The organism is Comamonas sp. FUJ_7, from assembly GCF_057369555.1.
This window is the reverse complement of record NZ_JBXXZI010000007.1, coordinates 151,299-176,816: the sequence shown is the minus strand read 5'-3', so window position 1 is coordinate 176,816 and position 25,518 is coordinate 151,299. Positions and strand designations below refer to the sequence as shown.

General features: G+C 57.5%; 27 protein-coding genes. 17 read left to right on the top strand and 10 right to left on the bottom strand.

Annotation, left to right across the window (positions count from 1 at the left end; all coding sequences use genetic code 11):
• Positions 1–27 precede the first annotated feature (27 nt).
• Positions 28–513 carry a transcriptional regulator NrdR gene (nrdR, locus tag AC2I9W_RS12465; protein ID WP_158390883.1) on the top strand — a complete coding sequence of 162 codons (486 nt, stop codon included), beginning with the start codon at positions 28–30 and terminating at the stop codon, positions 511–513.
• 149 nt (positions 514–662) lie between these two features.
• On the opposite strand, the gene AC2I9W_RS12460 is transcribed toward nrdR, so the two are convergent.
• The 3 genes from AC2I9W_RS12460 to AC2I9W_RS12450 all read right to left on the bottom strand — a co-directional run bounded on the left by AC2I9W_RS12460 (position 663) and on the right by AC2I9W_RS12450 (position 4,252).
• Positions 663–2,444 carry a bifunctional metallophosphatase/5'-nucleotidase gene (locus AC2I9W_RS12460; protein ID WP_486410315.1) on the bottom strand — a complete coding sequence of 594 codons (1,782 nt, stop codon included), beginning with the start codon at positions 2,442–2,444 and terminating at the stop codon, positions 663–665.
• 107 nt (positions 2,445–2,551) lie between these two features.
• Positions 2,552–3,649, bottom strand: a complete 1,098-nt coding sequence (gene aroC / locus AC2I9W_RS12455) for a chorismate synthase (RefSeq protein ID WP_486410270.1) — start codon at positions 3,647–3,649, stop codon at positions 2,552–2,554.
• Between the two features lie 150 nt (positions 3,650–3,799).
• Positions 3,800–4,252 (bottom strand): CBS domain-containing protein, encoded by a 453-nt coding sequence (locus AC2I9W_RS12450; RefSeq protein ID WP_158390880.1) that lies wholly within the window; start codon positions 4,250–4,252, stop codon positions 3,800–3,802.
• A gap of 252 nt (positions 4,253–4,504) precedes the next feature.
• On the opposite strand from AC2I9W_RS12450, the gene AC2I9W_RS12445 reads away from it, so the two are divergent.
• The 4 genes from AC2I9W_RS12445 to AC2I9W_RS12430 all read left to right on the top strand — a co-directional run bounded on the left by AC2I9W_RS12445 (position 4,505) and on the right by AC2I9W_RS12430 (position 8,021).
• Positions 4,505–5,803 carry an O-acetylhomoserine aminocarboxypropyltransferase gene (locus tag AC2I9W_RS12445; RefSeq protein WP_486410269.1) on the top strand — a complete coding sequence of 433 codons (1,299 nt, stop codon included), beginning with the start codon at positions 4,505–4,507 and terminating at the stop codon, positions 5,801–5,803.
• Entirely contained in the window at positions 5,803–6,225 is a 423-nt protein-coding gene (locus AC2I9W_RS12440) for a GNAT family acetyltransferase (RefSeq protein WP_486410268.1), read from the top strand. Before AC2I9W_RS12445 ends, AC2I9W_RS12440 begins: the two co-directional genes overlap by 1 nt.
• A 66-nt stretch (positions 6,226–6,291) precedes the next feature.
• Positions 6,292–7,101 carry an alpha/beta fold hydrolase gene (locus tag AC2I9W_RS12435; protein ID WP_486410267.1) on the top strand — a complete coding sequence of 270 codons (810 nt, stop codon included), beginning with the start codon at positions 6,292–6,294 and terminating at the stop codon, positions 7,099–7,101.
• Between the two features lie 17 nt (positions 7,102–7,118).
• Positions 7,119–8,021, top strand: coding sequence for a PoNe immunity protein domain-containing protein (locus tag AC2I9W_RS12430; protein ID WP_486410266.1), 903 nt, complete (start codon positions 7,119–7,121; stop codon positions 8,019–8,021).
• Here the strand turns inward: AC2I9W_RS12430 and AC2I9W_RS12425 are convergent.
• Positions 8,007–8,819, bottom strand: a complete 813-nt coding sequence (locus AC2I9W_RS12425) for an alpha/beta fold hydrolase (RefSeq protein WP_486410265.1) — start codon at positions 8,817–8,819, stop codon at positions 8,007–8,009. The genes AC2I9W_RS12430 and AC2I9W_RS12425 overlap by 15 nt on opposite strands.
• Positions 8,820–8,830: 11 nt before the next feature.
• Between AC2I9W_RS12425 and AC2I9W_RS12420 the strand changes: the two genes are divergently transcribed.
• The 3 genes from AC2I9W_RS12420 to AC2I9W_RS12410 are packed head-to-tail and all read left to right on the top strand — an operon-like array spanning position 8,831 to position 9,748.
• Positions 8,831–9,061, top strand: a complete 231-nt coding sequence (locus AC2I9W_RS12420) for a hypothetical protein (protein WP_486410264.1) — start codon at positions 8,831–8,833, stop codon at positions 9,059–9,061.
• A gap of 37 nt (positions 9,062–9,098) precedes the next feature.
• Positions 9,099–9,362: a hypothetical protein gene (locus tag AC2I9W_RS12415; RefSeq protein ID WP_486410263.1), complete on the top strand. Its 264-nt coding sequence runs from the start codon at positions 9,099–9,101 to the stop codon at positions 9,360–9,362.
• A 29-nt stretch (positions 9,363–9,391) separates the two neighbouring features.
• A complete protein-coding gene (locus AC2I9W_RS12410; RefSeq protein ID WP_486410262.1) occupies positions 9,392–9,748 on the top strand; it encodes an Mpo1-like protein in 357 nt (118 codons plus the stop codon).
• A 50-nt stretch (positions 9,749–9,798) separates the two neighbouring features.
• On the opposite strand, the gene AC2I9W_RS12405 is transcribed toward AC2I9W_RS12410, so the two are convergent.
• Both AC2I9W_RS12405 and AC2I9W_RS12400 read right to left on the bottom strand, forming a co-directional pair.
• A complete protein-coding gene (locus AC2I9W_RS12405) occupies positions 9,799–11,637 on the bottom strand; it encodes an AMP-dependent synthetase/ligase (RefSeq protein ID WP_486410261.1) in 1,839 nt (612 codons plus the stop codon).
• Positions 11,638–11,854: 217 nt separating this feature from the next.
• Positions 11,855–13,111: a YihY family inner membrane protein gene (locus AC2I9W_RS12400; protein ID WP_486410314.1), complete on the bottom strand. Its 1,257-nt coding sequence runs from the start codon at positions 13,109–13,111 to the stop codon at positions 11,855–11,857.
• A 743-nt stretch (positions 13,112–13,854) separates the two neighbouring features.
• Between AC2I9W_RS12400 and AC2I9W_RS12395 the strand changes: the two genes are divergently transcribed.
• Entirely contained in the window at positions 13,855–14,286 is a 432-nt protein-coding gene (locus AC2I9W_RS12395) for a DUF2069 domain-containing protein (protein WP_486410260.1), read from the top strand.
• On the opposite strand, the gene AC2I9W_RS12390 is transcribed toward AC2I9W_RS12395, so the two are convergent.
• Complete coding sequence (locus tag AC2I9W_RS12390) at positions 14,258–15,217, bottom strand: LysR family transcriptional regulator (RefSeq protein ID WP_486410259.1); 960 nt, start codon at positions 15,215–15,217, stop codon at positions 14,258–14,260. The genes AC2I9W_RS12395 and AC2I9W_RS12390 overlap by 29 nt on opposite strands.
• A gap of 143 nt (positions 15,218–15,360) precedes the next feature.
• Between AC2I9W_RS12390 and AC2I9W_RS12385 the strand changes: the two genes are divergently transcribed.
• Positions 15,361–16,806, top strand: a complete 1,446-nt coding sequence (locus tag AC2I9W_RS12385) for an FAD-binding oxidoreductase (RefSeq protein ID WP_486410258.1) — start codon at positions 15,361–15,363, stop codon at positions 16,804–16,806.
• A gap of 164 nt (positions 16,807–16,970) precedes the next feature.
• Here the strand turns inward: AC2I9W_RS12385 and AC2I9W_RS12380 are convergent, their stop codons facing one another.
• The 3 genes from AC2I9W_RS12380 to AC2I9W_RS12370 form a co-directional block, all read right to left on the bottom strand.
• Positions 16,971–17,303, bottom strand: a complete 333-nt coding sequence (locus AC2I9W_RS12380; RefSeq protein ID WP_486410257.1) for a hypothetical protein — start codon at positions 17,301–17,303, stop codon at positions 16,971–16,973.
• A 23-nt stretch (positions 17,304–17,326) separates the two neighbouring features.
• The gene (locus AC2I9W_RS12375; RefSeq protein WP_486410256.1) at positions 17,327–18,013 is read right to left on the bottom strand and encodes a hypothetical protein; all 687 of its coding nucleotides are present in this window, start codon (positions 18,011–18,013) and stop codon (positions 17,327–17,329) included.
• A gap of 70 nt (positions 18,014–18,083) precedes the next feature.
• On the bottom strand, positions 18,084–18,452 hold the full coding sequence (locus AC2I9W_RS12370; RefSeq protein ID WP_486410255.1) for a hypothetical protein: 369 nt from the start codon (positions 18,450–18,452) through the stop codon (positions 18,084–18,086).
• A gap of 22 nt (positions 18,453–18,474) precedes the next feature.
• Here AC2I9W_RS12370 and AC2I9W_RS12365 point away from each other — a divergent pair, with 22 nt between their 5' ends.
• From AC2I9W_RS12365 to AC2I9W_RS12335, 7 genes are all read left to right on the top strand, one after another.
• Entirely contained in the window at positions 18,475–19,020 is a 546-nt protein-coding gene (locus tag AC2I9W_RS12365; RefSeq protein ID WP_486410254.1) for a hypothetical protein, read from the top strand.
• 250 nt (positions 19,021–19,270) lie between these two features.
• The gene (locus AC2I9W_RS12360) at positions 19,271–20,035 is read left to right on the top strand and encodes a response regulator transcription factor (protein ID WP_486410253.1); all 765 of its coding nucleotides are present in this window, start codon (positions 19,271–19,273) and stop codon (positions 20,033–20,035) included.
• Between the two features lie 12 nt (positions 20,036–20,047).
• Positions 20,048–20,908: a sensor histidine kinase gene (locus AC2I9W_RS12355; RefSeq protein ID WP_486410252.1), complete on the top strand. Its 861-nt coding sequence runs from the start codon at positions 20,048–20,050 to the stop codon at positions 20,906–20,908.
• 428 nt (positions 20,909–21,336) lie between these two features.
• Positions 21,337–22,554 (top strand): GGDEF domain-containing protein, encoded by a 1,218-nt coding sequence (locus tag AC2I9W_RS12350; RefSeq protein ID WP_486410251.1) that lies wholly within the window; start codon positions 21,337–21,339, stop codon positions 22,552–22,554.
• Between the two features lie 200 nt (positions 22,555–22,754).
• Entirely contained in the window at positions 22,755–23,582 is an 828-nt protein-coding gene (locus AC2I9W_RS12345) for a thymidylate synthase (RefSeq protein ID WP_486410250.1), read from the top strand.
• Positions 23,583–23,707: 125 nt separating this feature from the next.
• Positions 23,708–24,211, top strand: coding sequence for a dihydrofolate reductase (locus tag AC2I9W_RS12340; protein ID WP_486410249.1), 504 nt, complete (start codon positions 23,708–23,710; stop codon positions 24,209–24,211).
• Between the two features lie 207 nt (positions 24,212–24,418).
• On the top strand, positions 24,419–25,501 hold the full coding sequence (locus AC2I9W_RS12335) for a metallophosphoesterase (RefSeq protein WP_486410248.1): 1,083 nt from the start codon (positions 24,419–24,421) through the stop codon (positions 25,499–25,501).
• The last annotated feature ends 17 nt before the right edge of the window (positions 25,502–25,518 follow it).

Genomic DNA, 25,518 nt, shown 5'->3' with positions numbered 1-25,518 from the left:
CAGGTTAGACGGCTACGCGGATCGACCATGAAGTGCCCTTTTTGCAGCAACCCGGATACGCAAGTGGTCGAAACCCGCGAGTCCGAAGATGGGGGCTTCATCCGTCGCCGCCGCCGCTGCGGCGGTTGCGACAAGCGCTTCACCACCTATGAGCGCCCCGAAGTCAGCCTGCCGACCATTGTCAAAAAGGACGGCAGGCGCATCGAGTACGAGCGCGCCAAGCTGCAAGGCTCTTTCCAGATCGCGCTGCGCAAGCGCCCTGTGAGCACGGCGCTGATCGACGAGGCCATTGACCGCATCGAAGACCGTTTGCTCAACTCAGGCCAGCGCGAAATCGATTCCAGCCGCCTTGGTGAGCTGGTGATGGATGAGCTCAAAGGCCTGGACAAGGTGGGCTATATCCGCTTTGCCAGCGTGTACCGCAGCTTCGAGGATGTAGACGACTTCAAAAGCATCATGGATGAGGTGCGCAGCCCCAAGTCCCGGGCCAAGCCCAAAACGGAACCTCATTGAAATTGAGCCTCATGACAGCACAAAGCCACCCTCGGGTGGCTTTGTTTTTTGCTCTGTTCTCTGCCATACAAGTTGATGACACGCTCATGAATAATGAGCATGCACCGCTTGCCACTTATCTATTTCAGATCAATTTATATCTGAAACCCTTAGTAAACGCGCGCAATACGCTCCTGTAGTGGGAGCAGCATGGGCTGCTGCTGGCTTTGCGCACGCACATAGTCCACCAGCGCATCCAGGTCCAGCGAACCGCCCACCAAATCTGTTCCTTGCGTAAAGACACTAAAGTTGTCGCCGCCCGTGCCCAGATAGCTTTGCAGTCCCACGCGATAGCTGCGCGCAGTATCGAGCAACTGGCCGTTCAAACGCATCTCGCTCACCCGCTGGCCCGCAGGCTGGCTGCGATCAAAGCGGTAAGTGAAGCCCTGCGAGACCTGCAGAATGCGCGGCGCATCGACCGTGTTGGTGCCGCTGTTGAACTGCTGCTCCAGCACCTGGCGAATCTGCTCGCCCGTCAGGCTCATCACCATGAGCGTATTGCCAAAGGGCTGCACGCTGAACAGCTGCCCGTAGGTCACACTGCCATCGGCTGCAGGCGCCAGATCGGCACGCACGCCGCCTGAGTTCATAAAGGCCAGCTCGGCACCACCTGCCGCCGCGTCTTGCGTGGCCGCCAGCAGCGCATCGGCAATGATGCGGCCCATCACGCTTTCGCCATTGGCCAGCGGAGCGCGGCTGGCCACGCCAGCCAGGCGCCCTATCGTTGCGGCAGAAAGCGGCTGTGCAGCGGCCTTATAGCGCTCGACCAATTGAGCAACGGCCGCATCGGGTTGATAAACGGGAAAGCTGGGCTGCAGCGCCACGGTGGTCATGCCACTGGTAAAGGCCTCGCCCTGCACAATGTGCTGTCGCGCCGACTTGCTGGACACGTGGCGCGTTTTCGCATCCACAGTAAGCTTGATTTCCGTCAGCAAGGTGCCATACAGGCCTGCGCTGGTCAGCAGGAACGGCTTTTTCGCATTGACCTTGGCGTAGTCGCAAATATAGGAGCGGTGGGTGTGGCCAGAGACCACCACATCCACCTCGCTCGATAGCTGCTCCAGAATAGGCACGATATCGCCCGACAAGCCCTGGCAGCTGTCTTCCTGCAGGCCCGAAGTGGCAGCCCCGCCCTCGTGTACCAGCACCACAATCACGTCAGCGCCCTGGGCGCGCAATTGCGGAATCAGCGCGTTGGCCGTCAGCGCCTCGCTGGTAAACGTCAGGCCCTTGACCCCGCTGGGCCGCACCATGTGCGGCGTATTCTTGAGCGTCATCCCGATAAAGCCTACACCGATGCGCAGACCGTCCTGCTCAAAGAACTTCACGCCCGTGGCGGGGAACAGGGGCTTGCCGTCATCACGAATCGTATTGGCCGCCAGATATTGAAAATCCGCCCCCTTGAAGGGCTTGCTGATCTGGCAAGGCTCCTTGACTGTGAACTTCTCGCAGCCACCGCCCTGCATGCGCAGCAACTCGTCTGCGCCTTGGTCATATTCGTGATTGCCGGTGGCCGCAAAGTCCACCTGCATGAGGTTCAGCGCCTCAATCGTGGGCTCATCCAGAAACAGCGAAGAGACAATGGGCGATGCCCCGATCATGTCTCCCGCAGTGACCACAGCCACATGGCGGTTGGCCGCGCGGCGCTCGGCAATGGCCTGAGCCATATAGGCGGCTCCGCCGGCGGGCACCGCCACATTGCCGCCTCGCTCGTCTTGCGCGATCACCGCCTGTTTGGGCGGCTCCAGATTGCCGTGAAAGTCATTAAAGCCCAGCAGAGTGATATCCATGCTGGTCGGGCGCACGGCGCTGCCCCCGCCACAGCCCGCCAAGCCCAGCGCCATCACCGCAGCCGCCGCGCCCTGCAAAGCACAGCGCCAGCCCGGCGACATGGCGCGGGGCTGGCGTTGAGGTTTTTGAGAAATTGCTGCAACCATCGGAACTCTCCTGAGCCGTGGTTGTACCGCAGAACGCGGGCAGCATGATGTCAGATTGCTGGTCAGGCCGCCGATGCAGCAATGGGCTTGAGCCCCGAATCCACATCGCCACACTGGGCGCGGTGGCGCAGCGCGTGGTCCATCACCACCAGCGCCAGCAGCGCCTCGGCAATGGGTGCCGCGCGAATGCCCACGCAGGGGTCGTGACGGCCCTTGGTGATGACTTCGGTGCTGTTGCCATGCACATCAATCGACTCGCGCGGCGTGATGATGGAGCTTGTGGGCTTGATACCGATGCGCACTTCCAGATCCTGGCCGGTGCTGATGCCGCCCACAATGCCGCCCGCGTTATTGCTGCGAAAACCTTCGGGGCTGAGCGAATCACCATGCGTAGTGCCGCGCTGGGCCACGCTGTCAAAGCCCGCGCCAATTTCTACGGCCTTGACGGCGTTCAGACCCATCATGGCGTAGGCAATATCGGCGTCCAGGCGGTCGTACAGAGGCTGACCCAAGCCGACGGGCATGTTCGAGGCACTCACACGCAGCGCTGCGCCGCAGGAGTCGCCACTCTTGCGCAGCTGCTCCATGTATTCCTCATAGCGGCTCACATCGGCCACAGGCGCGAAAAACGGGTTGTTGGGCACATGCTCCCAGCTCTCAAAAGGCAGGGACAGCTCGCCCACTTGCGTCATGCAGGCGTGGAACTCGGTGCCAAACTTTTCCTTGAGCCACTTCTTGGCCACAGCACCCGCGGCCACCGTGGGCGCTGTCAAACGGGCCGAGGAACGCCCACCGCCGCGCGGATCGCGAATGCCGTATTTCTGGAAGTAGGCATAGTCAGCATGGCCGGGACGGAAGCTCTGCGCGATGTTGGAGTAGTCCTTGCTGCGCTGGTCGGTATTGCGAATCAACAATGCAATCGGCGTGCCCGTGGTCTTGCCTTCGTACACGCCAGACAGGATTTCGACCTGATCAGGCTCGTTGCGCTGGGTCACAAACTTGCTGGTGCCAGGGCGGCGGCGGTCCAGGTCGAACTGGATATCAGCCTCGCTCAGCTCCATGCCCGGAGGGCAGCCGTCAATCACACAGCCAATGGCCGGACCGTGGGATTCACCAAAATTGGTAACCGTGAAAATTGTGCCGAAGGTATTGCCGCTCATAGGCTGTCGATTATGCCTGTGACGACTGCTGCTCAGTACTGCTTCAAGAGCACTGCTGCCATCGCAACGCCCTCCAGACGCCCATGCACCCCAAACTCCAAAAAACAAACCCCGCATCATGCGGGGCTGGTGTCGAGAAGGGTCGCAGACTTATTCAGCGCCCTGACGTTCACCTTCGGGCCAGTCGCGGATATAGGCCTTGAGCATGCGGTTCTCGAAATTTTGGCTGTCCACCACGGCCTTGGCCACGTCGTACAGCGAGATCACGCCCATCAGCATGCGCTTGTCCATCACCGGCATATAGCGGGCGTGGCGGTCCAGCATCATGCGGCGCACTTCGTCCATATCGGTTTCCATGGTGCAGGTCATGGGCGCATCGTCCATGGCGCCGCGCACGGAGATGGCTTCCACTCCGCCGCTCTTGACAAAGCCCTGAATCACTTCACGGAAGGTGAGCATACCCACCACATCGCCGTGCTCCATGACGACCAAAGAGCCGATGTCTTTGTCCGACATCACCTGCACCGCCGCGGCCAGGCTTTCGTCGGGCGACACCGTATAGAGGGTATTGCCTTTGACGCGCAGGATGTCACTTACTTTCATTGCTGTTCTCCGAGGTCTGTTTTGCACTCTGGCCGCTTTTGTCCTGCACGTGTCAGCACGTGCGCTATCGCGGTGCGCAGAATGCGAGTGCGTGCACAAATATAGCCCACAATGGACTGCACCCAGAAGAACGAAAGCAATGACGAATCAGATGATTTTTTACACAAACAATCGTCTTTTCGTCATTCACAAATACGAACGGCCATCGCAGCGGCGACAGCCACCCGACAAAACCGTTGATGGAGACACAACATGCCCGGTTACTCAGACCCCGGCTTTGACACCCTGAGCCTGCACGCAGGCGCACAGCCCGACCCCGCCACCGGCGCGCGCGCCGTGCCCATCCATTTGACGACCTCCTTCGTCTTTGAATCCAGCGACCACGCGGCCAGCCTCTTCAATCTGGAGCGCCCCGGCCATGTCTACAGCCGCATCAGCAACCCCACCAATGCGGTGCTGGAGCAGCGCGTCTCTGCGCTGGAGGGCGGCGTTGGCGCCATTGCCGTAGCAAGCGGCCAGGCCGCACTGCACCTGAGCATTGCCACCTTGATGGGCGCGGGCAGCCATATCGTGGCCAGCACCGCCCTTTATGGCGGATCGCAAAACCTGCTGCACTACACGCTCGCGCGCTTTGGCATTGAGACCACGTTTGTGAAGCCCGGCGACATCGACGGCTGGAAAGCTGCCGTGCGCCCCAATACCAAGCTGTTCTTTGGCGAGACCGTGGGCAACCCCGGTCTGGATGTGCTGGACATTCCCACTGTGTCGGCGATTGCGCATGACGCCGGCGTGCCGCTGCTGGTCGATTCCACCCTCACCTCGCCCTGGCTCATCAAGCCGTTTGAACACGGTGCAGACATCGTTTACCACTCGGCCACCAAGTTTCTGTCCGGCCACGGCACGGTCATTGGCGGCATCGTGGTCGATGGCGGCAGTTTTGACTGGGAAAAATCGGGGCGCTTCCCCGAGCTGACCCAGCCCTACGACGGCTTCCACAACATGGTGTTCAGCGAAGAATCCACCACCGGCGCCTTCCTGCTGCGCGCCCGCCGCGAAGGCCTGCGCGACTTTGGCGCCTGCATGAGCCCGCACAGCGCATGGCTGATTTTGCAAGGCATAGAGACGCTGCCGCTGCGCATGGAACGCCACATGAAGAACACCGAGAAGGTCGTTCAATTCTTGGCCAGCCACCCGCTGGTCAGCCGCGTGGGCCACCCCATGCTGGAGACGCATTCGTCCTATGAACTGGCCCAGAAACTGCTGCCACGCGGCGCGGGCTCCGTGTTCAGCTTTGACATTGCAGGCACGCGTAACCAGGGCAAGAAGTTCATCGAGACGCTCAAGGTCTTCAGCCATCTGGCCAATGTGGGTGACTGCCGCTCGCTGGTGATCCACCCCGCCAGCACCACGCACTTCCGCATGAGCGACGAGGCGCTGGCACAAGCTGGCATTGGCCAGGGCACGATTCGTTTGTCGATTGGTCTGGAAGACGCTGACGACCTGATCGACGACCTCAAGCGCGCACTGAAAGTGGCGGAGAAAGCCGCTTGATGGACACCCGCACCTTTACCCAAGCAGACACAGAAGCCGTCGTACAGCTATGGAATGACTGCGGCCTGACCCGCCCTTGGAACGATCCGTACAAAGACATTGGCCGCAAATGCAGCGTGTCACCCGAGCTCTTTTGGGTCGGCACAGACGCCAGCGGCCAGTTGATGGCAACCATCATGGTGGGCTATGACGGCCACCGCGGCTGGATCAATTACCTGGCCGTGCACCCTTCGCAACAACGTCAAGGCCATGCGCGCCGCTTGATGCAGCAGGCAGAACAGGCATTGACTCAACTTGGCTGCCCCAAGCTGAATTTGCAGGTGCGCGCTGGCAATGAGGCAGTGATCGCCTTCTATGAAAGCCTGGGCTACGCCGACGATAAAACGATGAGTCTGGGCAAACGGCTGATTGCCGATCATTGAAACGTCCAGCCCATAAGATTTATATAAAAACAGCCTCTGGCGCTTATCTATATTGCGGAGACCGCTATGTTTTTTAAAGTACACAACGCAGACATCTACGCCTATACCGGCGGCAAGGCGTTCGACGCGGCCCAGCCCACCGCCATCTTTATTCACGGCGTGCTATGCGACCACAGCGTCTGGGCGCTGCAAAGCCGCTACATGGCCAACCACGGCTGGAACGTGCTGGCCATCGACCTGCCCGGCCACTGCAAGAGTGGTGGCGCAGCTCCAAAAACGGTGGAAGAGGCGGCGGCCTTCATCGGCCAGTTGATGAATGCGGCGGGTCTGCAAAAGGCCGCCCTGATCGGCCACAGCTGGGGCAGCCTGATCGCCATGGAAGCTGCCGCCACCTTCCAGGAACGCATCAGCCATCTGGTGCTGGTGGGCACAGCCTTCCCCATGAAGGTGTCGCCCGCGCTGCTGGAGATGGCGATGAATACCCCCGACAAAGCCATCGCCATGGTCAACACCTTCTCGCGCGCCACGCTGTCGCCGCCCAATGGCGCAGGCAGCTGGGTGTTTGGCGCCGGCATGGCCTTAGGCCGCCGCGTGCTGGCCAGCAATACCGACACCAATCTGCTGCACACCGGCTTCACGGCCTGCGACAGCTATGCAGGTGGCGAGGCAGCCATGACCCAGATCACGGCCCCCGTGCTGTTTGTGCTGGGCGAGCAAGACCAGATGACGCCGCCCAAGGCCGCCAAGGGCTTGATCGACGCCGCCAAGGCCGCAGGCAAGTCGGTGAAGGTCCAGATGATTCCCAACGGCCACAACCAGATGACAGAGTCGCCCGACGAGACGTTGTTTGCGATTCGCGATTTTCTCGGTGCGTGAGCGATTAAGCTTGTGCCATGAGCGAAACTTTCCAGCACCACGGCCAACTGGCCACCGCCTGCGCCGAATGGGCCAAGATTCCACTGACGGGCCTGCAGCCCCGGCGCAATCTCCATCTGAGCGACAAAAAAGCCGACTGGAAGGAAGCGCTAGGCGCGCTCAAACGCTTTGCCAGCAGCGACGGCTACAAGGCGCCGCAAAGCTTCAAGGCCCATGCCGCGCTGGAGAACTACTGGAAGTGGAAGGAAGTTGGCGAGCAGGCACGCTGGCTGCTGATCTACGGCATTGACCTGGGTCTGAGCGGCGATGTGCTGCGCCCCATCTACCAGGAAGTGGCTGCCTTCTGGATTGATGCCGCAGCGGTGGCAGAGCATGCCCGTGTCAGCATGGCGCAGGAAACGGGCGAAGACTATGGCGTAGGCGCTCCCGTCAACACCCGCACTGGCGACTACGCGACGGCCGTGACCCTGCTGTCGCTGGCCACCTTGCTGGATGCTCAGGACGATGTACCGGCGATCGATGAACATGTGCTGGCCTTTGATACCGACCAGTTGCTGGATTATCTGTGCGCAGGGGGACTGCAGTTGCAAGAGGTCAGCGAGGAGTTGTTTCACAAGCGCCCTTATGGCGCCATGAAGCCCTTTTTCGAACAGCTCGAAGCGCTGCCTGACCCGTTGCGGCCCTATCTGCAAAACCAGTACACGGAGTTTCTCAAACTCTCGCCTAAGCAGCAGAAAAAAGGCGGCCAATGGCTGGGCACGGGCTACTGGGCGCTGGAAGTGGGCGCGCTGGCCGTGCTGTATGGCTGGGATGACAGCGCGCTACGCGCCGATTCACACTACCCGGCCGACCTGGTGGACTATGCGCGGTCGCGCATAGCGCAAACAGAGCTCAGCGCGGACGAATCAGGCAATCGCTGACAGAAAACGGGTAATTCGCTTCGTGATGCGCTCAGGCTGCTCCCGGTGCGGCACATGGCCACCGCCCGCAATGATTTCCACCTCGCACGGGCCTTGCGCCCAGGTGCAGATGTTCTCAGGATGCACCAGAGAGCCGAACTCATCCATCTCCCCATGGATGACCAGTACCGGGCACCGTACCAGCTTCAAAGCTGCCTCCAGCCGGTAATGGGCAAAAGGCTCGCTGAGCCAGGTATCGACCCAGGCCGATAGCACCCATGCAGCCTTGTCTGCGTGATAGCGGGCCAAGCGCTGCAGCTGGCCGGCCTGGGCAAAGCTGTCGCGCGCCACTCTGATGCCCTGCAGTGTGCGATCCTCCACAAAGCTCTGGGCCGACTCCGTGACCAGCGCCCTGCATTGACTGGCGTAAGCGGCGGCCACCATGGCGGCCATACCGCCGCCCACGCTATGGCCCAGCACGACAAAGTCTCTCAATGCAAGAGCCCGGTGCAAGGGTGCAAAGCCCGCTTGTACCTCGTCCTCCACAAAACAAGGCACAAGCTGCCCCGGATGAGGATCTGACTGGCCAAAACCCAAGCGGTCATAAGCAATGACTTCACGGCCGGTAGCTGCCGCCAACTGCAAAGGAAAGTCACGCCATAAATCCACACTCCCCAGAGAGTCGTGCAACAAGACCAGCGGGGCTTTGTCGCCGCCCTTGTCTGGCTGCCAGCGCCTGACATGAAGATTACCCTGCGCCGTGGGCACACGAACGTCACTGACGTGGATCGCAAAAGCAGGGCTAGGTTTGTCAGACATGGAGTTTTCAGATGACAGCAATGCAAAAATGGGCGCAAACGACACGCTTTCACAAGAGTCAAGCGTCAAGCGTCAAGAGGCGACAGCATCAAGGTGAAGCGTTCTCTTTCAGCGCCAAGCCTGACAAGGGTGGACAAGGGCGCAAGACAGGGCTTGATCTGGTCGATTGTGTGCATTCCAGCTCGGCAAAGTCTGTCGTTCGGGTGACGCAGCTTTCCAAACAGACCGCTCTTGCAGACTAACCCGCTGGCCCGAGGACGGCGCCCGCACTATAAGAACGTGTTGACGATCTCCTCGCGCCGCGACAGCGGCTTTGCGGGATGGGATGCAAGGCGCAACACCGCAGCAATAGCCATGCTATTGCGAGGATTTGCAACGCCGCAGACCGCCCGCAAAGTCTCTGTCCCGAAGGGTTGGGGCTCAATCGAGCGATTTCTGCGCGCTGGGCCTTGCTTGACCCCGGTGCAAGCGGCGAACCATCGCTTCGAACGCATCCCGATTGAAACCCAACGCGGTTGCGTAGAGATCGTCAACACGTTCTAAAACTGCTATCACATGCACCGGAGCTTGCCATGACCCAGAACACCCATTGCGCGACCGACGACACACCGCTGACTTCGGTGGATCCGCGCCTGTTCAAGAGCTTTGCCGCGTTTTATCCCTTCTATCTGGGCGAGCACAGCAATGCCACCTGCCGCCGTCTGCATTTTGTGGGCACCAGTCTGTCGCTGGTGTTTTTGCTGGCGCTGGTTGTCACCGGCCACTGGTGGTACTTGCTAGCGGCCTTGCTGTGCGGCTATGCCTTTGCCTGGGTGGGGCACTTTGGCTTTGAGAAGAACAAACCAGCCAGCTTCAAGCGCCCGCTCTACAGCTTTCTAGGCGACTGGATGATGTGGCGCGATATCTTGCTGGGCCGCATCAAGATGTAGAAGCCCACAAAAAACGGACCCAAGGTCCGTTTTTGCAATGAAAAAGGCTCTTAACCTATACGGCGATTGCCGTAGATGCTCTCAATTTCGTCATCGTAATAATCCAAAATTGGCTTGCGCTTGACCTTCATGGTGGGCGTTAGCAACTGGTTCTCCACGCTCCATGGCTCCAGTGTCAGCAGCAAGGCGCGCGGCTGGGCATAACTGGGGAAGTCAGTGCTTAAAGCCTGCAGTCGCTTGAGCATGGCCTGCACCACCGCAGGCTGGCGCAAGGTCTCAGGGTCTGCCGCATCCCAGCCATTTTCTGCAGCGAACAATGGCCAGTGTTCCGCATTGAGCACAGCTATTGCACTGACGTAGGGACGGTGATCGCCCAGCACCATGATCTGATCAATCAGCGGGTCGGCCAGCAAGGACTGCTCCAGGTCTGCGGGCGAGACCTTCTCTCCGGTAGAGGTGACAATAATTTCCTTGAGGCGCCCCAGCAGGCGAATACGCCCCTTGACCAGCTCTGCCTGATCGCCTGTGCGCAACCAGCCGTCTTCGGTAAACGCCTTGGCCGTCTCTTGTGGCCGGCCCCAGTAGCCCTTCATCACGATGGGGCCACGCACCTGCAGCTCATGCTGCTCACCAATGCGCACCTCCACTCCAGCCAATGGAGCTCCTACGGTAGCGGGGTCATTGCTGTCCAGCGTCACAACCGAGATCACGGGCGTAGTTTCCGTCATGCCATAGCCTTGCAGCAGCGGTACACCCAGTGCCAAAAATGCCTTGGCCGTACTTTGCGGCATGGCAGCTCCGCCCGTAATCGCCATGCGCACACAGCCTCCGAACGTCTGGGCAATCTGCTCGCTAAGCACGGCATGGGCTGCGGGAGCAGGCGTGCCGATCAGCGAGGCCTCATGTTTGTGCAAGTCCATGATGTCCTGGCGGGCACAAAAGTTGGCCCACCCCCACTCCACGGCAGCTTCAAAGGCCTCACGCTCGGATGGCGGGCCCGCCAGAATTTTCTCAAGCATCTTGGCGTGCACACGCTCATAGATACGTGGCACACAGACCAGTATGGTGGGTTTTTCAGTCTGCATATCCTGCATCAGCAAGGCTGCCGAGCGTGCATAAGCGGTACAGGCACCACTGGCAATGGCCAGGTAATAGCCCACCGTGCGCTCGAAGGTATGCGAGAGCGGCAGGAAGGAGAGAAAGCGATCATCCTCGCGCGGCTGCACACGCTGCGCAAAGGCAGAGACATCAGCCATCACATTGGCGTGGGTGAGCATCACTCCCTTGGGCTTTCCGGTGGTGCCCGAGGTATAGACGATGGCTGCTACATCCTCGGGTTGAGGCAAGGCAGGCGCCGGCTGCTGCGCCATGGCCGCACCTTCTTGCAGCCAGTCGGCCAGCGCCAGCACGCGGGGCTGGCCCTGGTCTGCGGTATGGGCTGGCACAGGCTCTGCCACCACTACGGTGTGGAGGTTGGCCATGGCGTACCCCGTGGCTTGCAAGCGCTGCCACTGACTCACGCTGCCCAGCACCAGCAAACTGATTTCGGCATTGTCAAAAATATAGGCAATGCTGGAGGGGTTGTCGGTGGTGTGTACCGGCACAGCGATGGCCCCCATTTGCAGCACAGCCTGATCGGCACACATGGCATTGATGCTATTGGGCAACCAGATACCCACGCGTTCGCCATGCCGAAGCCCGCTTTGCTGCAATGCCGCACGGAACTGCTGAATGGATGCACCAGCCTGCGCCCAGCTCAGCTGGGTCCAGGGCTGGTCTTTGCCAATGGATTCACGATAGGCGGGCAAGTCAGGTGTCGCAGACACGCGTGCTTGCAGCATGTGGGCCAGGCTGCGCTGCTGCCAGGGTTGGGAGACAGATTGGCTCATGAGCGTCCGTAAAAAATACAACAAGGCGTAGCCTAGAGTCAGGCTCCGACAACGCTTGTAGGCAGAAATGAAATTCGCCCGAAGGCCAGGCCTGTTGGAGGCTCTGGCACAGCGGGCGGTTGAATGACGAGAGGATTGTGCGACGCCTTTCCAGAAAGCGCGCACTCGCTATCAAATATCTAGCTTAACACTCTGGATATTCATAGATTTCCGTCATTTATCCATCTCTATGAATATCAGCAACAGGCACAGCAATCAACTCGGCCATGTTCATGGTGTCCAGCTGTGCGCGCTGCCACAGGGGTTGTACAGCCCCGCAAGACTGAATCAGCAAGCTCTCCACCAAAGGCTTGACCAGCGTGATCTGCGGGTCTACCAGCAATACATAGCGAGGCTCCGTGCTCTCCAGCGAGGCATAGGCATCAGGTGGCTGCACAGCGCCGACCCAATCCATTTGCGCCAGGGTTTGGAGCACGGGCTGTATCTGAGCCGCCTCGACACGCAGGCGGCGTGAGAGTTGGTATACATAAAGGCCCTTGTGCGGCAGGTTGCGCTCCTTGGTCAAGCATTGCAGGACCTCTACCGCCAGTTCAAACTGCCAGCCCCGGTGGCCCGTCATCCGCTCAACGCCAGTCAGAACGGTTGGCAGGTAGGCCGTCACCAAAGCACCCATCAGCACAATGCTCCAGGCCACATACATCCAGATCAGCAAGATGGGCAGCGTGGCAAAGGCCCCATAGATCACCGAGTACGTGGGCACGGAGGACAGATACAGCCCCAGCACCTTCTTGGCGACCTCCATGAAGACAGCCACAAACACACCGCCAGCCAGCGCATGGCGCCAGCGCACCGGCGTATTGGGCACATAGTGGTACAGCCCCGCCATGCCCGCAGCCAGCACCATGAACTCTATGGAATCAAATACAAATCGCAGGCTGCCGGGCAGCGCATTGACCAGTCCTTTGGAGGCGGACATCACATAAGACGACAGCACCAGGCTCAGGCCCAGCAACAGCGGCCCCAGCGTGATGGCCGCCCAGTAAATCAGCACCCGCTGGCCTAGCGGGCGCAGTTGGCGCACGCGCCAGATGTTGTTGAGCGTCCGATCAATCGTCAGGATCAGCATCACAGCAGTGATGATGAGAATGGAAAAGCCAACCAGCCCCAACTGACTCGCCTTGGAAGCGAACTGAGTAAGATAGCCCAACACTTGACGCGCAATGGTTTCAGGGATCAGGCTGTCCATCAGCCAGCGCTCCAGCACCTGCTGCACCTTGCCGAAAATCGGAAACGCCGTGAACAAGGCCAGCGCCACGGTAAAAAATGGCACCAGCGCCAGCAATGAGGTGAAGGTCAGGCTGCTGGCCGTCACGCCCAACCGGTCTTCCTTGAAGCGGGCCAGCAAAACCTGACCGGTGTTGCGCCAGGGGAAAGTACGCAACCGCTGGTTCAAGCGGCGGCTTTTGCGGTGCATCGCCGCCTTGAGTTCCGGCCCAGTGGGCACCTGAGGCTTGGGAATACGGGATGCCCACTCTTTGCAAGCCTCGGCTGCGGCCTTGACCTTGTCGAGCTTCGCTGTGCCGGGTCGCGGGTAATGAGTCTGTTCGGTAGGGCCAACATCAGGCGCATTGACTACTGAAAAAGAAGCCCCCTCCGCTTTATCTATATGCGCTTGAGGAATATTTGGCTTGGAATAGCTATTCCAGCCCTGAGCCGCCGCACTGAAAGCAGAGGCAGAGGCCGCAGCTTGGGCGGCTGGCCTCGACTTTTCCTTCCCGACAATCTCAACTTCAGGTGCCAGGGCGCGCACTGTTGGTGCGTCACTACTAGGATCACCCAGTCCCCCCCCTGCCCTCGACTCTTGTTCGGTCAAGGCAAACTCTGGTTCGCTGTCCAGACTAGGCTCCTGACGGCTCTCCAGTGACTCAGGCCTTGCCTCAGCAGCACTCCTATTCAGGCCATGAGAAAAAAACCCAGCCGTCCTAGTGCTTTGCATTTCTTGCGCCTGCGCTGGGGTCTGCATCTGGGTGTGCGCTTGAGTCTGTGGACGCTTGCCCTCCAGCGCAGCCCAAAACCCAGCGCGCTCATTTTTGTTCATGACTGCACTCCTTGTTCCAAGCCAAAGGAGTCCCAGCACTGCGCCATATCAAGCACCGGGCGCAAAACCAAACGAGCGTATTCAAAGAGAGCTGCCATGCCCGATATGATGCCACTGCTATGACCGACGCCTTCTCGCCCCAAGCCGCCGAAAACACTTGCTCACCAATCCAGCAGCCCGGCTCCGATGTTGCCGCCACCCGCTGGCTGGCCGTAGGCAGCCTGCTCGCACTGATTGTTCTGTGCATGGCCTGGGAGCTATGGCTAGCCCCCTTGCGTGAGGGCGGCAGCTGGCTGTTCATCAAAGCCTTGCCACTGGCCTTCGCCGTGATTGGCCTGCTCAAGCGCCGCATGTACACCTATCGCTGGCTCAGCCTGCTGGTGTGGCTGTACTTCACCGAAGGCGTGGTGCGCGCATGGGGTGACCCTGCCCCCAGCCGCTGGCTGGCCCTGGGTGAAGTCGCATTGTGCATCGTGCTCTTCGTCGCCTGCACCGCACATGTGCGCCTGCGTCAGAAAGCCTTCAAAGCAGCAATCCTTCATCAGGGGTAATACCTTCAAACTGCGCCAGCGTTTGCACCTGTGCTGCCAACGCCTCAAACAGCAGCTGCGCAGCCGGTGACAGTGCGCGGCGCGGGCGCTGAATCAACAGCGTGCGGCGCAAAATGCGCGGCTCATCCAGCAAGCGAAAGCGCAAATTTCCCGCCCACCCCAGTGATGGATGTCGCGCCGTCAGCGCTGGGACGATGCTCACGCCCAGCCCCAACCCCACGGCTTCAAACAACAACTGAGGATTCGACAGGCGCAGTGGCGTCTGCAGCACGTTTTGCGGCATGCCCTGTGCTGCGGCCAGTAACTGACTGATGGCGGTATCTGTGGTCAAGCCCACAAAGGGAAGATGCGCCAAATCGGCAGCTACCAATCGCTCAGACCGCAGCAAAGGCTCGTCGGATCTGGCAACCAGCCCCAAACTGTCACTGACCAAGGGCCGAGTCTGCACCTCTGCGCCTGCCGGGTACTCTGCGCCCACCCCAAAATCCACGCTGCCCGCCTGCACGCGCTGGGCAATGCCTTCGGCGCTGTCTTCAATCAGGTCCACTTCAATGCCAGGGTGCCGCACACGCAACGCTGGCAGCACCGGCAGCAGCAATACCGCCAAGATTGAAGGCGCTGCCGCAATCCGCACCTTGCCGCGACGCAGTGCAGCCAGGTCATTCAGGTTCTGAAAGCCTTGCTCCAGCGTCTCAAAGGCTTGACGCACATCCAGCAAAAACGCCTCACCGGCAGCAGTCAGCCCCACAGTGCGCGTAGTACGGTCAAACAGCCGCAATCCCAGAGCCTCCTCCAGTTGGCGAATAGATTCGGACAAGGCAGATTGCGTCAGGCACAGTTCTCGGGCCGCAGGCGCGAATGCACCCTGACGCGCCACCTCATCAAAGGCACGCAACTGGCGCAGGCTGACATTATTCGGAAAAACCGGCATAACAAATTAATTTATTTCGATTGTTCCGAAGTCTGCCATGTTCTACGCTTGAGGCTTCGTGGTTTTCCAAGCCTGCAGCGCGCCTGTGGGCTTAGGATGCCCCTGTTTTCTCTTCCAGCCGCCGCCAAAGCGGCCTGCCAGCCATGACTTCCACTGCCCTGCTTGATTCCCTGCGCCAGATCGTTGGTGCCACCCATGTTCTGACCGAGGGCGATTTGACCGCCTACGAGCAAGACTGGCGCAAGCGCGTGCATGGCAAGGCACTGGCTGTGGTGCGGCCCGGCAATACCGCCGAAGTGGCCGCCGTGGTCAAAGCCTGCGCTGCGGCAGGCGTGCAAATCGTGCCCCAGGGTGGTAACACCGGATTGTCCGTTGGCTCCACCCCTGACAACAGCGGCCAGCAAATCGTGCTGAACCTGACGCGCCTGAACGCCGTGCGCCATATCGACAAGGACAACCTGACCTTTACCGTCGAAGCCGGCTGCATCTTGCAGAACTTGCAAGAGGTAGCAAACCAGCAAGGCCTGCTGTTCCCCTTGTCTCTGGCCGCCGAAGGCAGTTGCACCATCGGAGGCAATTTGGGCACCAACGCAGGCGGGACGCAGGTTGTGCGCTATGGAAATACGCGTGAGTTGTGCCTGGGTCTGGAAGTCGTCACACCGCAGGGCGAAGTCTGGGATGGCCTCAAAGGCCTGCGCAAGGACAACACTGGCTATGACCTGCGTAACCTGTTTATCGGCAGCGAAGGGACGCTCGGCATCATCACCGCCGCGACCATGAAGCTGTTCCCCCAGCCTGCGGCACAACTCACCGCTTTTGCCGCCGTGCCCAGCATGGAAGCGGCCGTGCGCCTGCTAGGCCTGGCGCACCAGCATCTTGGTGCGGGTCTGACCGGTTTTGAAGTGATGGGGCAGTTTGCGCTGAGCCTGGTGGTCAAGCACATGCCGCAGCTACGCGTGCCGTTCGCCGATATGGGCGATGAAGCGCCCTACTGCGTGCTGCTGGAAAACAGCGACAGCGAATCCGAGCAACATGCCCGTCTGCGCTTTGAGCACCTGCTGGAGCTGGCTTTTGAAGACGGCTGCGTGGTCAACGCTGTGGTGGCCGAGAGCCTGAGCCAAGCCCATGAGCTGTGGCATATCCGTGAAAGCATTCCTCTGGCCCAGGCCGAAGAAGGGCTGAACATCAAGCACGATATCTCGATTGCTGCCTCGCGCATCCCCGCGTTTGTGGAACATGCCGACGCGATACTCAAGCGCGAGATTCTTGGCGTGCGCCTCGTCAACTTCGGCCATCTGGGCGACGGCAATCTGCACTACAACGTGCAAGTTCCCGAAGGTCAGGATGGCAAGCAGTTTCTGCGCGAGAAGGAAGCGCTGGTCAACCACCTGGTCTATGAAGCCGTGGCCGAGTTTGGCGGTTCTTTCTCAGCCGAGCATGGTGTGGGCGCGCTCAAGGCCGACAAGCTTCAAAAGTACAAATCGCCTGTGGCTCTAGAGATGATGCGCAGCATCAAGCGAGCACTGGACCCTCAGAACATCATGAACCCCGCAGTGATGTTCCAGCACGATGGCAGCAAGGCAGACTGAGCTAATAATGCGCGTACAGAGCGCGGAATAGCTCAAGGCTTCCTCAGCAGCTCACTTTGAGTCTGCTGCTGAGGCTCTGATTGAGTTCTGTTGCCCATCAGTTTCAAGCCAGCTTCCCCGCTCCAGAGGTAGACGACCCAATGCCTGGGTCAGAACAGCCCTCATCAATCCGACGAGGGCGCAAAGAAAAGATATTCGCCCGGCCCCATTTCAGGCGTGATGGCATAGCCTTCGCACTGGCCACTTCTACATTTCACCGAAATGACCCGAGGCCAGATTGTTGCGGCACTCGGGTAGCCCGGTAAATACTGCGGCACATGCCAGACGCCAAAGTCCCCCACGGGTTGGGCCTGCTCTATCCCCGGCTGCCCTGGCTCACCACTGCCAAGCAGCTTGCGCTTGATTTGTAACGGCTCATTGACTTGTATCGGCGCAGGCGCGGCAAGAGTGCTCTGACAGATGACAGCAATGCTTATCAAAGTAGCTAGCTTGTACATGACTGCCTCCTCAGACTCCAGATTCAATTGGGGTAGTACGCGGAAAGATTTCTACCATCAGAGACCGGCGTTGCGCTCGCCTCGGATGAGCCCACTGTCTGGCGCTGAGCAGGCACGTAAGCCGCTTGAGCAGAGGCATCAGGCCCATAGTTGTTGATGCGCTCTTCTGCCGTCATAGATTGAGGGCATTTGGTTCCCGTGATCTCCAGAGCCATACGAGCTGCCTCATCCATGCAGTCCATGGCCAAAGAGGCAGCTTTCATCCCCTTGTTCCAGAGCTCTCTGCTCATTTTCAGCCGCTTGCAATGCTCGTCACTCCAAGTAGTTCCAATGCTGAAACCAAAGCCCGGTCCATTGGCACTGCCGCTGCTGCTGCCCATACAGGTGTCGTTGCTGGTGGTCAGATTCGGACCGTTCACGCTGGGCACATTTTTCATTGTGTAGCTGCCGGTGTATTCCACAATGTTTTTGCTTGTACCGCTGGTAACGTAGTTAATGTTTTCAGTACTGGTTCCCGTGCTGGTGATCGTCTGAGCCGAACGACTGTCCACAGACTGACTGGAACGACTGTCCGGCGGTGTCACAAAAGTAATCGACTGCTGATTACCCACCGCTGAAGTGTTTGCCGAACTCTGGGAGCTGCTGTCCGATGATTGCGCCATGCTGCTCATGGCCATGGCAAACCCCAGTAAGCCTAGTACGGTTTTCATAATGACCTCCTCATTACCTGAGCCTCGTCCTCATGAGGCCCGGACAAACACTACAGCGATGGAGTTGCTTTCAATGCGCGTTAGCTTCTGAACCTGCAACCGCCGTTCCTGAAGTCCCGCCGCCATTGCCCCAGCCAACGGCATTACCTGAGACGATAGCGTTCTGATAGACGCTGCTGCCCGTAGAGCTGGCCCCTGAGCTGGTATGCGTCCCGGCACCAAACGGAGTTGATGCAGCCAGAGATGTGGCACCGTATTGCGACTGCGTTCCAGAAGTATTGGTCACGTAAGCCCCTCCACCACCAGGGCCAGCCGCTGTTGCAGCAGCGTTATTGGTCTTCGACTGGGCCGTTCCACCTGCCCAGCCACTGACAGAAGCCCCCGGAGCACTAGAGCCGTAGCCCGCAATCGCGCCGGAGTTGGCATTGGCATTGGTCACAGCGCCACCTGCCGCGTTCCCATTGCCCGAAGTCAAAGCAAGACTTTTAACCGTTCCCGTGGTGTTTGCAGTACCGCCCGCAACAGCTCCGCCTGCAGCAAACCCAGGCACAGCTCCAGAAGTACCACCTGCCGCAGCAGTTGCCGAAGCCCCAGAGCTTGCGCTGTTCATGCTCAGCGCACTGCCATTACCCGAACTGGAAGCCGAAGACATCGTGCCCGAAGATGCATTCGTCGAGGTCGACGTTGCAGCAATGCTGACACCGCTCGCGGCAGCAGAAGCCACACCAGCCAAAGCAATCACTGCCATACCAATCAGAGATTTTTTCATGGTCGTTCCTTTGAAAGCCAGCTCTCAGTCATCTGAGAAAGTTGAGGCAACAGAAGGCTTGCGTCTTACTTGCAGGCCCACCATCCGTAACCGACAGCAGCTTCAAGGACAAACTGACACTGAAGCTGTGTTCGGTCAGCGCCAGTGTCATCAGGGTGTGTCAAATGAGAAATACCTCAATCACCTTTCTGTTTTCACGCTCAAACATCACAGTCAAAAACCGAGACCATCCTCTTAAACAATGATTTTGGCACTATGAAAACAAACACTTTCTACAGTTAAAAACACAGCGTTTTATTTTGTAAATAAATACGCCAAAAGAAACACAAACCAAGATAACAAGCAACAAAATAAAACACTATTGAAAATTATTAATCAATAGCAAAAATTAATTTAAAAACTGTTTGTTTTGTGTTTAATTTATGAAAACTTTTTCATCTATGCAAAATACTTAACAAATGAAATGAATATTTCACCTGGAGTGAAAAATGTTTTCAAATGCAACAAAAAGTCAGACTGAAAACTTCAGCTCATTGAAAGAGTCTCCGCCCACTCTTCAGCCCCAGATGTGGCCTGAAAGCATGATTGGGCAGAGAGAAAGTCCTGTCAGGGTCTTCGTGGTCGACGATGACTGTCACATCAGACGCGTGATCGCTCAGGACTTGATGAGAGACCCCCGAACTTTGTTCATCGGAGAGTCCCCCAGTCTGCGCGACGCGAAAAAACATATCTGTCAAAAACATTTCGATATTTTGTTACTTGACCTCAATTTAGGAGATGGCGATGGAATCGACCTCCTCGATTTCGTGAATGAAAATCTCCCAAATGTTCTAAGCATTATTATTTCCATTACGGAAAGAGAAGATCGACTATTTCAAGCCTTCTCTCATGGCGCCCAAGGCTTTCTTTTAAAAAACTCTTGGTTTGGGGACTATGCACAGGCTGTTCTTCAAGTGGCCAACGGAGGTGCATCCATTACTCCATCCTTAGCAAAAAAAATTCTCTCCAAAATCAAATCAGATGTTTTTTTTAAATCTCACCAAAAAACCTCTGCAGCCGAAGAGAGATTATCCTGCAGAGAAGTTGAAATCATCAAGTTAATTGCGTGTGGATACAGCAACAACGAAATATCTCTTTCCCTAAAAATAAGCACATCAACAGTTTCTACTCATATCAAAAACATATACCAAAAACTTCAAGTTCATTCAAAAGCACATGCAGTAAGAACTGCATCACTAATAGGAATATTGTGAACAGGAATTTTTATGCTGACCCTAGAAAAAATCAGTTGGAAAAATTCTTTTATCCTGACCCAATCTTCAGCACTATTTTTTCTTATTTTATTTTTTGATCAAAAAGAAAATATATACCTTCTTGCTACCAGCTTAACACTTTCTATTGTTGGCGTTGTCATCCTGAGCAAGAATTTATTTCAAGAAGAAAAACCTTCCAAGAGCACATCAAAAAAAGAGATCAAAAAAGAACAAGCAAGAATTGCCGCTGAACTACATGACTCTTTAGGATTTCAGTTGCTGCAAGCTATCTCGCTTCTGGAAAATAAGCCTCCGCTTCGACACCATCCAGCAATAGATCTGCTTGAGCATTCGCTACTAGATTTACGCCTCATTGTTGACTCTTTGGATTATCAAGAAGCCTGTCTGAGCACACAAATGGCTATGCTACGCCACCGGCTTTCTCCCTCTCTGGCGCACAAGGGCATACTGCTGCACTGGTCTGTCAGTGATCCAGAGCTAGGCATCGGTACACCAACTTCTTTATCCTTACCCAAAGGTCATGCCGCGCAGCAAATACTCAAAGTCTTTCAAATCAGCCTTTGCAATACCTTGGAGCACTCCCAAGCTAGCGAAATATGGGTTGCACTTCACCCTTGCAACTCCGGTATACGTCAAAATCGTGAATGGGACTGGTTTTTGAGCATTGAAGATAATGGATGTGGTTTCGATGTGAAAAAAAAATTGAATGACCCATCACAAGTCGGTCATGGTTTAAAAAATATGTTTTCGCGTATGCAAGATATTGGTGCCAATTTAAAAATTCAATCTAAAAAAAACCAAGGGACACGGATACTGATACGTTGGAGAGAGCAGGACTTAAGTAAGGTGTAGTTTTACAAAGATTTTTTCATAAAGACTCCCTAGTCTAATTGACAGTGAGTCACAGGTCTGAAGACCGTGTTGTGCAGCTTCCAGTTCGTGGTTTGCAGCGCGGTTAGTTGAGGCCACTGCCACTCATTCCTCAAGCTCCCACTATCAATTTTGAAATTGAAAGGCATGACCTTCATCAAGAACACTCGTTTTTCACCTATTTAGGTTAAGGGTTACAACCAACTCACACGTAACAAAATGAAAGATAACCTATTTTCACAATAAAAAGTCTGATTCAAGATTGCTACTATTCGCAGGAAGTTGTTAACTCCTGATACCAACGGTTAGCAACACATCCGCAACCGGATCACTTGAAGCTTTGAGCACACAGAAGATATGGCAAGTTGGGCCTCTCTGTTGGTCACCACTTAGTCAAAAGGCTGCCATGTATGCATACCAGCAACGATTACATCTATGTGCTGATGCCGTCACTTGCTTTGCTTTTCCTGGCGGCCGTACTAGTGGTCTGCTGGGCGACACAGCGGCAACAGCGCTTCCTGCTCTGGCTCAGCGCATCCTTTGTACTGACGGCCGTGTCCATCAGCCTACGCAGCGTATTGAAGTTTGAAGTTCTCAACCATTACGTCGTGCTCGTTAATTCGCTGTTTTTGCTCGGCGCTTATAGCCTTTCCAAAAGCTTCTCAGAGCGTCGCCAGGTTCCCTCCTACCCTTTGGCCGCAGGGATCTTATTCGGAGTAACCATGGCGTCGCTGTATTATTTTTCCAAGGTGGCTCACAACCCTGAAGGGCGCCTGTATTTTTTCAACATCGGCGCTGCCTTGATTATTTTTCTGCCGGTGCCTGTTGCCATCCAGAAGAGCCTGACCCGCGATTGGCTAGATCGGACCCTTCTGGGAAGCTACGTGGCCTATGTTTTTTTTACGATGCTGCGCCCTATGCTGGTGGAGTTGTTGGGAGAAAACGGCTTGGACGATGCCATGTACGTGAACTCCACTTACTGGATGACGACACTCATGAGTATTCTGTTCTTTGCACTGTTTTTTACCGTCCTAGTCCTAGCAGCCATCATCAGAGAAACAGTAGTCCGGTTGCGCATTGAGCGAGACACGGATGCACTGACCCAAATTCTGAACCGCCGAGCCTTTCATGAAATGGCGCAACAGCGCCTATCCGACCCGCGCCTGTACCCTATGGCGGTTCTGGCCTGCGACATTGATCACTTCAAACACATCAACGACACCTGGGGACACCCCAAAGGCGACGAGGTGCTACGACTTGTCGCCAGCACCATGAAAGATGCTGTGCGTGACGAAGATCTGCTTGCTCGTTTTGGAGGCGAGGAGTTTGTGATCTTGCTGACCAAGATCGATTTACAGGGCGCCGAGCAAGTGGCCGACCGAATTGCCCAGGAGCTATGTCTTGACCATGAAGTTCTGCCCAAGAATACGGCGCTGACGCTGAGCTTTGGCATCGCCTCCGTGGAGACTTCTCACCACCTCGAAGGTGCAATCAAGCAGGCCGACCAGCTGCTTTACAGCGCAAAAAATGCAGGGCGCAATCGTGCGCATGTAGAAGGCCGCTTCTACCCAGACATCAGCTTTGAGCAAACAAAGCCGGCACAGCACGTCATGGCATTACTGGCATGACGCGACTCTTGTCACACAGCTCTTAAAGCCAATACTCTCCCTTTTTTGGGTCAGCTCAAGACCTCAAGGTCATTGCCTGCATGCTCACCGAATGGGCGGCTCCATGGCACACTTCAGTTATCGTGGCCTCTGGCCACACCCCTCTCAAGATCTCAAGAGCAACGGCGCTTTGGTGCACGTTGCCAGGACTGCAGCACGCCATGAACTCATCTACCTCCGCTCTGCGCCCCGTGCGCTGTCAATATGAAGCCTTTATGCGCCATGTGTATGAGAACGGTGTCTCCAAGACAGACCGCACAGGCACGGGCACGCGCAGCGTGTTCGGCTACCAGATGCGCTTCGACCTGAGTGAAGGTTTTCCGCTGATCACCACCAAAAAGGTGCACCTGAAGTCCATCATCAACGAGCTTCTGTGGTTTCTGCGCGGCGACAGCAATGTGAAGTGGCTGCAAGAGCGCGGCTGCACCATCTGGGATGAGTGGGCACGCGAAGACGGCAGCCTGGGACCCGTGTACGGCGTGCAGTGGCGCAGCTGGCCCAAAGCCGACGGCACGCATATCGACCAGATTGCCGAAGTCGTCAAAACCCTGAAAAACAACCCTGACAGCCGCCGCATCATCGTCAGCGCCTGGAACGTGGCCGACCTGGACCAGATGGCGCTCATGCCCTGCCACGCCTTCTTCCAGTTCTATGTCGCCGACGGCAAGCTCAGCTGCCAGCTCTATCAGCGCAGCGCCGATATCTTCCTTGGCGTGCCCTTCAACATTGCCAGCTATGCCTTGCTGACCCATATGCTGGCCCAGCAGTGCGATCTGGAAGTGGGCGACTTCATCTGGACGGGCGGCGATTGCCACATCTACAACAACCACTTCGAGCAGGTAAAGACCCAGCTGGCGCGCCAGCCCTTTGCCTACCCGACGCTGAATATCAAGCGCAAGCCCGAATCCATCTTCGATTACGAGTACGAAGACTTTGAAGTGCTGGACTATCAGCACCATGCCGGCATCAAGGCGCCGGTCGCGGTTTAAGCTTGCCGCTTTTCTAGCACTATAAAAATCAAAGCTGACTGCGCTTGACCCGCATTGATTTCAATATATTTTTTATCTGAAATCTTTGACTACCAAGCGCAAATAGCTTCTATATTGATAGCTGTATGGCCATTCAACTTATCTACGCCCGGGCCGCCAATGGCGTCATCGGCAAAGACAACACCATGCCCTGGCACCTGCCAGAGGATCTGGCCCACTTCAAGGAAATGACGCAAGGCTGCGCTGTTGTCATGGGGCGCAAGACCTGGGACTCATTGCCCGTACGCTTTCGCCCGCTGCCCGGCCGCACCAATGTCGTCGTCACGCGCCAGCCTGACTGGCAGCCCGAGCCCGCCTCTGAGCAGGTGGTACGCGCCAGCAGCCTGGAGGCGGCTCTGGAGCTGGCGCAAAAGCTGTCGTCCGATGTCTGGGTCATGGGCGGTGCCCAGATCTACGCCCAGGCCCTGCCGCTGGCCGATGTCGTGGAAGTCACTGAAATCGGCCAAGAGTATGAGGGCGATGCTTTTGCCCCAGAGCTGGGGGCCGAGTGGAAGGTGGTGCGCCGTAGCGAGCATGTCTCTTCCAAAGGGCTGGCCTACAGTTTTGTGCGCTTTGAGCGCCTTGCTTGACTACTGCGTTTTGCCACTTTCTGGCGCTTTGCCGCGACCATGGCAGCACCACCGGCCACTGACTTGAAAGCGACCCAGCCGTGCCATCCTGGCGCTTGCCCATCGGGTGCTGCATTGCAACAATGGCGGCATCGTCCTTTGCCCATTGCATGACAGCACCCCAGTCATCGCCCTCCGACTTCAACCCGCAAGCCTGACCTTCTCACCATGAGCCTAGTCCAGTCCCTGCCCTCTGGTTCCCTCGATATCGTGGGTGACATCCATGGCGAATACTCCGCCCTGGTACAACTGCTGGGCCATCTGGGCTACGACCTGGAGGGCAACCACCCCGAAGGGCGACGCCTGGTGTTTGTTGGTGATTTCTGCGACCGAGGGCCCGACAGCCCTTCCGTTCTGGCACTGGTGAGTGCCATGCTGGTCTGCGGCAAGGCCCATGCCGTTTTAGGCAACCATGAGATCAACCTGCTGCGCGAAGACCCCAAGGACGGCTCAGGCTGGTTCTTCGACAGCCGTGTTGACTCCGACCAGCCCAAGTACGCCCCCTTCGCCCGCATGCCGGCAGAGCAAACACCGGCCATGCTGGAGTGCCTGTCCCAATTGCCCATCGCCCTAGAGCGCGAAGACTTGCGCGTCGTGCACGCAGCCTGGCGCCCTGAACAGATCGCCATGATCCGCCAGTTGCCAAGCGGCAGCGCGCGAGCCTCGTACGACCACTTTGAGAACCTCGCCAAAGAAAAATCTGTTGCCCAGTGTGTGGCGCAGCGCATGCGTGAGGAAAAGCGCAGTTGGCCGCACAGCCTGGAAGACCACAGGTACGAGCCGCCCTTCATGCCTGCGCATAGCGAAAACGAGCTGGGCAAGGCCATGGTCAACCCGCTCAAGGTTCTGACAGCCGGTGTGGAGCGCGAATGCCGCAACCCTTTTTACGCAGGCGGGAAATGGCGCTTTGTCGAGCGCGTGGGCTGGTGGAATGGCTATGACGAGGCCCCCGCGGTCATCGTTGGTCACTACTGGCGTCGTCTGCACCTTGCCGATGCTCCGGCACATGGCTCTCAATTCGAGAACCTGTTTGGCGGCACCCCGCCGCTGTCCTGGCATGGCCTGCGCGGCAACGTCTTCTGCGTGGACTACTCCGTAGGTGCCCGCTGGCTAGATCGCCTGCGCGGCAACGACCCCGAACAACGCAGCAAACTGGCTGCCATGCGCTGGCCCGAGCGCGTACTGGTCTTTGACGACGGCACTCAGGCGGCCTCGGAGAATTTTGAGCAGCCTGCCCAAGTGCACGACTAAGGCAGACGTCTTGGAAG